At 46.8% G+C, this 9,913-nt stretch carries 7 protein-coding genes and 1 tRNA gene; 2 read left to right on the top strand and 6 right to left on the bottom strand.

Annotated features, from left to right (window positions below; translation table 11 throughout):
* Nucleotides 1-235: 235 nt before the first annotated feature.
* A tRNA-Arg gene (locus KKA81_06030) sits at nucleotides 236-307 on the bottom strand.
* 217 nt (nucleotides 308-524) lie between these two features.
* On the opposite strand from KKA81_06030, the gene lipB reads away from it, so the two are divergent.
* On the top strand, nucleotides 525-1,235 hold the full coding sequence (gene lipB / locus KKA81_06025) for a lipoyl(octanoyl) transferase LipB (protein MBU2650473.1): 711 nt from the start codon (nucleotides 525-527) through the stop codon (nucleotides 1,233-1,235).
* Here the strand turns inward: lipB and KKA81_06020 are convergent.
* From KKA81_06020 to KKA81_06010, 3 genes are all read right to left on the bottom strand, one after another.
* Nucleotides 1,201-3,378 carry a YfhO family protein gene (locus KKA81_06020; protein MBU2650472.1) on the bottom strand — a complete coding sequence of 726 codons (2,178 nt, stop codon included), beginning with the start codon at nucleotides 3,376-3,378 and terminating at the stop codon, nucleotides 1,201-1,203. The genes lipB and KKA81_06020 overlap by 35 nt on opposite strands.
* 261 nt (nucleotides 3,379-3,639) lie before the next feature.
* Nucleotides 3,640-4,365 carry a DNA repair protein RecO gene (gene recO, locus KKA81_06015; GenBank protein ID MBU2650471.1) on the bottom strand — a complete coding sequence of 242 codons (726 nt, stop codon included), beginning with the start codon at nucleotides 4,363-4,365 and terminating at the stop codon, nucleotides 3,640-3,642.
* A gap of 14 nt (nucleotides 4,366-4,379) precedes the next feature.
* A complete protein-coding gene (locus KKA81_06010) occupies nucleotides 4,380-6,710 on the bottom strand; it encodes a hypothetical protein (GenBank protein MBU2650470.1) in 2,331 nt (776 codons plus the stop codon).
* A gap of 228 nt (nucleotides 6,711-6,938) precedes the next feature.
* Between KKA81_06010 and ispG the strand changes: the two genes are divergently transcribed.
* Entirely contained in the window at nucleotides 6,939-8,687 is a 1,749-nt protein-coding gene (ispG, locus tag KKA81_06005) for a (E)-4-hydroxy-3-methylbut-2-enyl-diphosphate synthase (GenBank protein MBU2650469.1), read from the top strand.
* A 3-nt stretch (nucleotides 8,688-8,690) separates the two neighbouring features.
* Here the strand turns inward: ispG and KKA81_06000 are convergent, their stop codons facing one another.
* Both KKA81_06000 and KKA81_05995 read right to left on the bottom strand, forming a co-directional pair.
* Nucleotides 8,691-9,653, bottom strand: a complete 963-nt coding sequence (locus KKA81_06000; GenBank protein ID MBU2650468.1) for a diacylglycerol kinase family lipid kinase — start codon at nucleotides 9,651-9,653, stop codon at nucleotides 8,691-8,693.
* Between the two features lie 8 nt (nucleotides 9,654-9,661).
* On the bottom strand, nucleotides 9,662-9,913 hold a 252-nt coding region (locus KKA81_05995; protein ID MBU2650467.1), incomplete at its 5' end, for a hypothetical protein.

Raw genomic sequence — 9,913 nt, 5'->3', positions numbered from 1 at the left:
CTGGAAGACGAGTAAAAATAAGAGAAGGAACCATCGAGTCACTCAGTCACTTGATCCCTAAGTCACTCATTATCATAGTGACTGAGTGACTGGAAGACGAGTAAAAACAAGAGAAGGAACCATCGAGTCACTCAGTCACTTGATCCCTAAGTCACTCAGTCACTCGATCATCCCCAAGCCGCTGGGTTCTTCGATCTTAAATAAAAAAACCCGACGTCAGCCGGGTTTTTTGCCGTAGCCCCGACAGGAATCGAACCTGTATCTAAGGTTTAGGAAACCTCCATTCTATCCATTGAACTACGGGGCCGGGAAATAATGAACAGTGAACAATGAATAATGAACAATTGCCTGCCCCGAGCGTAGCCGAGGGGAGCGTTGCCGAGGGGAGGGGAACAATGCACTGTTCTTATTTTCGGGGGGCAAAGATAGAGATAAATGCTGAATTTAAAAAGCATTACTTTTGCCTGGAAATGATAAAATTTATGCTTCCGGTGTGATTGTATTGCCGGTTTGGAGGGTTAAAAATGGATGCTTCCGGGAAAATAATTTATAAGGATCTTGGTCTGATCGATTACAAGGAGGCCTGGGATTACCAGGAGGTTTTGTTTGACAGCCGGGTACAGGCTAAGATCGGGAAAGGCGCAGGCGAGAAGCCCTTGATTGCTTCATTGGATAACCTGCTGCTTTTTTGCGAACACCCGCATGTCATCACCCTGGGGAAAAGTGGTTCCATGGAAAACCTGCTGATGGATGATAAATTCCTGAAGCAAAGGGGTGTGGATTTTTACCGTATCAACCGCGGAGGCGACATCACCTATCACGGGCCCGGACAGATCGTGGGATATCCCGTGTTTGACCTGGAGCAGTTCGGGATCGGTGTGAAAAAGTATATTGAATTGCTTGAGGAGGCGGTGATTAAAACTCTTGCTCTTTTCGGTATGGATTCAGGAAGGCTTGAGGGTGCGACCGGTGTCTGGCTGGAGCCCGCGAACCCCGGCAGAGCCAGGAAGATCTGTGCCATCGGGGTCCGCTCCAGCAGGCATATTACCATGCATGGCTTTGCCTTTAATGTAAATACCGACATTTCGTATTACAACCTGATCCATCCCTGCGGTTTTACCGATAAGGGTGTGACTTCCATGGAAAAGGAACTGGGCACGAAACAGGATATGAACAGGGTAAAGGAGGTCTTACGGGATGTTATCGTTGATTTCTTCGAAAACCTTTCACCATAAAATATATCCATCCCACCAAAACCAACAGCAGTGTTATCAGAGAGACATACAGAGCAGTGATCACTTCTCCGGGATGGTAACGGAAGGTAACTTCGTGGGTGCCCCCGGGGACAAGCACGGTCATCAGTGCAAAATTGGAGGTCATCAGGGACGCTTCCTTTCCGTCGATCTCTGCTTGCCAACCCGGATAATTATTATTGAGGTAGGTAAGATAAGCAGGGTTTCCGGTGCGTGTTTCAACCACAAATTCGTTGGGCCCGAATGACTTGTAAATAACCGTATCGCCGGGATTATACTCCGTAAGTATCTGATTCTGGGTGTCACTTTCCAGGAAAAGTACATCCTGCGGGATGTTTCCTTTTTTCTCCAGTATAATAGCTGAATCCTGTGGCAGGGTCTTATAAGCCAGGAAAACCGGAGGATGGGAAATACTCTGTTCAAACAACAGGGGCATACTATCGGCAAGGTATTCGAACCCTTTCAAATGCAAAGGATTGTATCCGTCCCAGGCTATCTTTTTGTAAAAGATATGCAGGTTGCGCCAAAGCGGTGTGATGCTTTTTCCGCGGTCGGTATTGAGTTTTACGGGTTCAGTCCCGGGAACAGGGAATCCGGAGGGCAATCCCATGGTGACTTCTTTCATATCCCTCGAACTGACATTGTGCGCATAGGCCGTGTAGGATCCATTGAAACGGACACTTAAAACCATATCGATCATGGCGATCAGGATGAGCATCCTGAAAAGGCGTGGCGCTGATGGCATCCTGAAAACCAGTACAACAACTGCCAACATCAGAATGCTTTGAACCAGTCCCTGGAAAAGCACATATTGGGCGGATGTGTAATCTTTGGCACGTGTGAAAAGGTCCCTTGTGATGAATTCTGTCCAGTACAGATCATGTCTGAAATACAGGATCACCGTGGTAAGCAGGATACCGGTGAAAACCAGAACGGTTATGATTCGCAGGGTAATGATCCTGTTGTTTTCCGTTTCCAGCCATTTATGAAAAAAGGAGGAGGCTCCAACAATAAAGCCGGTGATCGCGAAGACCCTGAAAAGGCTGGGGAAGCGGAAGAAATCCATGAAAGGGATATGATTGTATGCGAACTCCCGCAGAGGAAGGGCGTCTCCCACAGCTATGCCCAGCATCAGAAATCCCCACAAAATGAACAGCCAGATGCGGAACGAATTCCTGGAAACAAGGGCTCCCAGAATACCCAGGATCATCAACAGTCCCATATAACCATTGGCCATCGACATATCGGTGCCGAAGATCCAGGTGCTGCTGACTGTGCCCATGGGAAAGAGAAAAGAGACAAAGCATCCCGGTGAGAAAGGGCCAAACAATGCCTGAATGAGCAAAACGCCGTCGCCCCGGGTCATCTCCCCGCCAAGAATATACCAGGAAACAATTACTACGGAGTTTATAAGTATTACCAGAATGAGTCCTGCAAAATTCAGGAATACATACCGGGCCAGCTTTTTGTAATCCTTAGCAATAAGCAACCTGACAACATAAAAGGTAAAAAGCACCAGCAGGAAATACAGTGAGATAACGATAAATGCGGGGTAGCCCCCTGTCATGAACATCAGGCTGATAAGGACCAGGATGAGGACATACCTGAATTCCAGTGTATCGGAAAGACGGATGAAGCTTGCAAAAAGGAAGGGAATCCAGGCTGCGCTGATGATCCACATGAAATGCTGGGCATTTCCTACGAAGAAACCCCCAAGCATGTAGGATACGCCGGCCAGAAAAGCTACATCGCTTCGCATCCCCAGCGACCGGATCAGCCAGGCCATTCCTGCACCGGCAAGGAAAATATGCAGGATGAAATCGATGGAGACACTATAGATATCATAACCAAAAATGTAACCGATGATCCACACTACCGGGTACCAGGCCGAGCTTTGCGGGTCGGCATGTATGGGGGAACCCAGCAACTGGTAAGGATTCCATAATGGCAAATGACCATTGTGCAGACATTCCCCAATGAAATATTTCCATGGATAGGCCTGGTCGAGCAGGTCGTATTTCAACGGATTTTCCAGGAAGGCAACCGACATGAAAGCCAGGATTGCTGTGAGAAGCAGCAGTAAGTGGGTCAGAAGCGGACTGGAAAAGACATTGTTCCGGGCCATAAATACGCTTTACAAAATCAAAAATACTAAAATATGATTGAGTTTGGTGAAATAATTAAAGGTTGCAGGCTGCAGGTTGCATGTTTCAGGTAGTAAGAGTTAGAGGAGGGGGTGAAGAGTGTGGAGTGGTTGAAAGTTTCAGGTAGCAAGAGTAAAGAGTAGGGGGTACAGAGTGTGGAACGTTTGCAGCCTGCAGCCTGTAACCTGCAGCTTGCAACCTGCAACCTTTGGCCAACCCTTACAAACATTAAATTCTGCGTTTCATTCCATCACGCTCTGTAAAACCGTCAGGGATTTGACATCCTGCATGGAGGGCAGGTGCAGTTTGTAATATATTAGCAGTTTTTCCAGGAGAATGGATCGCATGGCCTTTGAGATGGCGGTTTTGTGATATGTGGAAATATCCGATTGCAATAGTTTGAAGAGGTGATCGCTTTCCGGGAATTCAAGGTAATAGGGATGAAGCGGTAATAAAGGGGTGAAGCGGCCTTCTTCCAGGTCGAAATAGGCTGGCCGGACTGCTATGTCGGTATTAGGGAAGAATCCGGTAAACTTTGTCAGATGCACCAGGAAGAACAGATGAAAATTTACGAATCCTTCATCCTGTTGGTCGAAAAAGCTCATGGAATCAAAGATGTAGCGAAAAAGCTCCCTGTTGGTCTCCTCTTCACGGATGGTCTTGAACAGGATCTCGTTCAGAAAGAGGATGATGGTGCTTTTTCTGATATCCCTTGGAATATTCTGATAAGGAAAGGCTTGTGTGGCTTCTTTGATATAGTGCAGGTCAGTCTTTTCACGCACGGTAATGACCAGGTCTAACAGCGAGAGGTTTTGAAAAAGACTGAGTGGTACGGCTGATTTTTTGCTGCGGGCACCTCTCAGTATGAAACTGAGTAATCCGCGTTCTTCGGTATATATCCTTACTATTTTATCGTTCTCGCCGTACTTAAATTGATGGAATACTATTCCTCTGGTTTTCAGAAGCATCCTTTAGGTTGATATCAATTCAGGAAAACGATTTTGCTGACCATACGTTCTTCACCGGTTTCATCGCTGACAAATATCAGGTAAACACCGGATGCGGCTCTTCTCCCGTTGAAATCGGTTCCATACCAAACGGCTTGTCCGCCTTCCGAGCGGGTTTCGTAGATCAGGTTGCCGGAGATATCGGTTATTTTTACAATGGAATTGGTAATAAGTCCTTTAATACCAATGGCTCCGGAATAGCCTGGTGGTACCGGGTTGGGGTAGGCGTAAATATCGTCGTAGCTTTCAACCCCTTCGGTTGCCGTACCTTTGAAAGCGATCAGTCCGCGCGAAGTTCCGATAAAGACCTCCCCGGTATTGGGATCAATGGAGATATCGGTGATCTGGTTGGAAAACAGGGGACTGTTATCTTCGGTAAAGTGGTAAATCTGCTCCGTACCATCTTCCGACAGGAGGAAGACACCTGCGCGGTCGGTACCGATCCATTTGCGGTTGGCCCCATCGACTTCGATAGCGGTGACCACCTCAGATTCGAGCAGGTACTGTACATAGCCGTCGAAGTTTACCAGGATGCGTTCAGCGTCGAAATTGGATCCGGAGAAAATCCTTGATGGATCATAGAAGACGGCCACGCCTTCATCGGTACCGATCCATACTTCACCATCCTTATCTTCAGCAATGCTAAAAACATTGCTCCCAGGGATGTTACCGTTCCCCTCTCCTGCTTTCATGCCTTTTACCTGGTTTCCTGGCTGGTTTTGTTCGTTGAAAACATACAGATAATTTTCATTATTCTGATAATGCCTTGCAAGTATCCACTTTTGGTTATAGCTGTCGGCAATCAGGGTACCCACATCCTTTCCGCTGGCGATGGAGCCGAGGTCGTAGGATTGCCAGGTTCCGTCGGGTTTGCGTTTTGAGACTATTCTTTCGGCTCCCGAGTTGCTGGCCCAGAGGTTTCCGTTGTCGTCGAAATCAAGGCCACCCACTTTCACATTTTGTCCGCCTTCGATCACATTGGCTTCGAGGGAGCTGTTATCTTTGCCATAATTGGCCTTAAACTGCCCGTTCAGGAATTCCAGGATGCCTCTTGTCCAGGAACCGGCAAAAACCTGTGAAGGGTTTCCGGGGTTGACAGCTACCACGACCATATCACGGAGACTGTCCAGGGCCGGTGTATTCCAGGGATCGAATACATTCCAGTTTTCTTCAATAAAGGAATATACTTTAGCAGTCTGGTAAGTATTTCCCCAGGATCCGTTGATACCTCCCGGGACCATCCAAAGGCTGCTTCCAGAGGCAGAAATGTCATAAATACTGGTGGTTGTAGGCCCGGCCGGCTTGATGAAGAATGAATTAAATCCCTGAGACCATGATTTGACAAGCCCGTTGGCCCGGTCGGCAATCCAGTAATTTCCTGAATTATCTGCGATGGCATCGTTGGGTTGAGGCGTCGTACCGTAGAAGTTCCAGATTTTCAGGGTTTCAGAGTATTGGGCATTAAGGATAGAAACGTAGTAATCGTAAGAAATCACAAGCTCACCGCAGCAAACACGAAGACTGTTGATCCCGCTGTAATCAATGGTGCTCAAACGCTGCCATGAGCTACCGTTATAGTAATAAAGAGTATCCTTGTTGGAGGAAGAAGTGTTGTTGCGGTTGGCTATGATATTACCATTGTATTCGGTGATCAGGTTAAATCCTGCAGATGGCAGAAAATCCATGAATCTGTGCCATATGGCGAAATTTGCCAGGTTAGGACTGTTAACGGGGGCATGATAGATACCCGTTTCTGTCGCGGCAAAAAAAGCCGTATCGTTGTAAGTCAATTCAAGGATATCAAGTTGAGTGCCTCCGGGACCGATATAATAGGTATCGTGGATCTCCTCTTTTACCACATCAAGGACAACAATCCCGAATCCGCAGGATAAATAGGCATAATCATCTTTCAGCGTGATGCTGTTGAGAATTTTATTCCCAAGGATCTGTTTGCGCTTGATATCAGGGATATTGATCACTGTCCCTGACTTGATGATATCAATATTGGTATTGGAATAACCAACCACCAGTGCCTGTAATTCTTTGCTGTATTTGATGTCGCTGATCCCGACATCCGATAAACCGTTGATCTTCGTCAGCCGGCTGATGCTGTTTTCCGATTTGCTGAATATGATGATCCCGTTGGCGGTGGCGCAGTATATGATATCGCCGGCTTCAGCTACGGCAATGGTATAACTCCAGGGAAGATGGTCTCTCCATTCACCGATTGGTGTTTGCTGTGCAAAAGCAATATCCTGGAAAAGAAAAGAAGCTATTACTGCGGTAAGAATAAAAAATCTCTTCATAAAAATCGTTCTAAGGACCGTAAAATTACCAAATTGTTGAATGTATGGGTCTCGAAAAAACCTTTCCTGGTATTTTATTAACCTCCAAGCTTGTAAAAGGTTTATTCATTAACTAAAAAAATCATTTATTATTGTTTTTTGCGTGTCATGGCACTTTCCGGGATTATTTGAGTCATGACCGCCTCCTATCCTGAAGGATCATTACCTTTGTATTTTCACTGATCCACTATGCAGGAGTTATATACATTTTCAGACCGTTTATATCGCTCGAGGGTTGTACAGATAGGAAAGTTATTCCTGGGAGGAGATCATCCTGTGAGGGTACAGTCGATGACCAATACCCCGACGCTGGATACCGCTGCAACGGTTGACCAATGCCTCAGGCTTGCGGAGGCCGGTTCGGAGATGATCCGGATCACTGCCCCTGGGGTAAGGGAGGCAAGGCATCTGGAAGTCATCAAAAACCAACTGATATCACGGAATATTGATATACCGCTAATTGCCGACATTCATTTCCAGCCTGCTGCCGCGGAGGTGGCTGCGACGATAGTGGAGAAGGTCAGGATCAATCCAGGTAATTACACCGGTAAAACCGCCGGGATCGGGTCGGAGGCTGCATACGACGATGAACTTAAACGTGTCAGGGAAAGAATGTTTCCCTTGCTGGAGATATGCCGGAAGCACAGAACGGTGATCCGTATCGGGACGAACCATGGTTCTCTTTCGGAGAGGATCATTCAGCGTTATGGCAATACTCCCGAAGGCATGGTGGAGTCGGCACTGGAGTTTGCCAGGATATGCCGGGAATTGTATTTCCAGGATCTTGTTCTTTCGATGAAAGCCAGCGACGTAAGAGTTATGATTTATGCCACACGTTTGCTGGTTCAGAGAATGAAAGAAGAGAATATGGATTATCCTTTGCACCTTGGAGTAACCGAAGCCGGCGATGCCTGGGACGGCAGGATACGATCGGCTGCGGGTATTGGCGCTTTGCTGGCCGACGGCATCGGGGATACCATACGGGTATCGCTTACGGAAGCTCCGGAAAAAGAGATCCCCGTTGCTCTGAAAATTATAGATCCAATTACAGGTATCAGACAAATGAAAGTTGCTACAAGGGGGCAGGTTACAGGGTTCAGGCACTCCGGGTTAATTCATAACGGATATTCCGGGGTACCAATGGTTGTAGGAAAGGGAATGGCAGCTTCCGGTGAAACATCTGCCCCGGATATTTTGGATGCAGATAACAATACGCTGATTTATAATGGAAAGTCATACAGGATAAAACGGTTAAAGGATTTAGAAGACGAAGTGACAAAAGATGATATAACTTTTGTTTCTTTTGATGCTGGAGAGCTTGAGGCCTTTTTACCGGAAGGAAAGACGTTTTCCGGGAATGCCATTCTGATAGCCCGGGCGCAGGGTGAAAATGCCCGGAGGCAGTTTGGTTTGATACAAAAACAATTGACTAAACATTCCATTCCGAACATGGTCATCCTGAAGTATTCCTGCCAGGAACCGGATAATGATACATGTCATTATCTTGCAAGCGCTGTTATGGCTGCCAGTCTGGCGGATGGCTTCGGAAACGGGTTATGGCTTGATCTTCCGGTCCGGTTTGATCCTGCAAAAGCTTCGGATACGGCATTTTCCCTGTTACAATTCCTGCATCTGAGAATTACCAAAACCGAATTTATTGCCTGTCCATCCTGTGGCCGGACTATGTTCGACATTGAAAGCGTTTTAAAGCAGGTGAAGGAAAAAACGCGGCATTTGACCGGGCTGAAGATCGCGGTGATGGGTTGCATAGTAAACGGCCCGGGTGAAATGGCCGATGCGGATTATGGATATGTAGGTGCAGGCAAAGGCATGGTCAACCTGTATTATCGCAGGGAGGTTGTCAAACGTGGTATTCCTGAGGAAAAAGCCCTGGAAGAATTGATTTTACTCATCAAAGATAAGGGTGACTGGAAATGATGATCATTCGGCGAGGAATTTTTTCCCCACTATTACCGTAACACTGCGTGGCAGGATGCTGAAGGTGAAGGGGCCTGAACCCAGGCTTTCCCCGTCGGCTTCCAGGAGAAGCTTACGTTTTCCCATTGCTCTGACTTCTATCTCTTTCCCGCGGAATATCCTGGCAAGGGATAAATGTGTGAAGTTTCCAGAATACAAGCGGTAGACATTGGTCAAAACACGAAGTTTGGAAATTGCCCTGAAAACGGTCACATCAAAGATCCCATCGTCGGGTATGGCCATTGGGGCTTGTTTCATGCCTCCCCCGTTATAACGGCATATGCCGATGTTCATGCTGAACATCCTGTCGTTGTAAACATTTTCACCATCAATGCTTATTTGTACAGGCACATGGTGGTAGCGGAATAATCCTGTGATGAGGTTATAGAGGTATGCAAAGGTCCCTCCCCTGCCTTTGTCCTTCATCATATTGGTTTTCAGTGCAACCAGGGCATCAAAACCTAATCCTGCCATATTCAGGAAATACCGGGTTACGTTCTCTCCGTTTTCTGCCGTATACCTGACCATTCCGGCATCCTGGACAAACTTTCTCTCTTTACGTATGGCTTTAACGGCCTTGTCGTAGGATGAGGGTATCCGGTACATCCTGCCCCAGTCGTTACCGGTGCCGACCATAATCATACCCAGCATGATCTCATTGGCCGGAAAACGCTGTTGCCGGAATATCCCGTTGATAACCTCATTGAGAGTGCCATCGCCGCCTACTACCAGGATTTTCTGAAAGCCCCTGTTGACGTATTCTTCTGTAATATGAACTGCATGATTGCGGTGTTCTGTCATTACAGCATGAAAAAGAATATTTTGTGATTCCAGGATGCGGGATATTTCAGGCCAGTCTTTGCCACATTTACGGTTACCCGCATTGGGATTGACAACAACCAGCCATTGTCCGTAGGTATCATTCATGTTTCCCTTTATTTCTTTTGTTTCCCGGAAGTTTCCGATAGCAAAGGGTTTTGCCTGCCAAACAGGAGCAAGGCACTGAAGAATGCAAAAATTGTGACTCCCACCTGAGTCTCAATGGTATCTTCCGTCAGCATGGAAAAAATAATGATGATGAAAAAAACCGAATAGAGATAATCTTTGAAATATCTGGTTTTATAAGCTGGATATATGAGAGCAAAGATGAACCATGCGAAACCGATAAAGCCGAATCCAACCCAGAT

This window comes from Bacteroidota bacterium, from assembly GCA_018831055.1.
Classification (GTDB): Bacteria; Bacteroidota; Bacteroidia; order Bacteroidales; family B18-G4; genus M55B132.
This window is presented reverse-complemented; position numbering and strand designations above follow the sequence as displayed.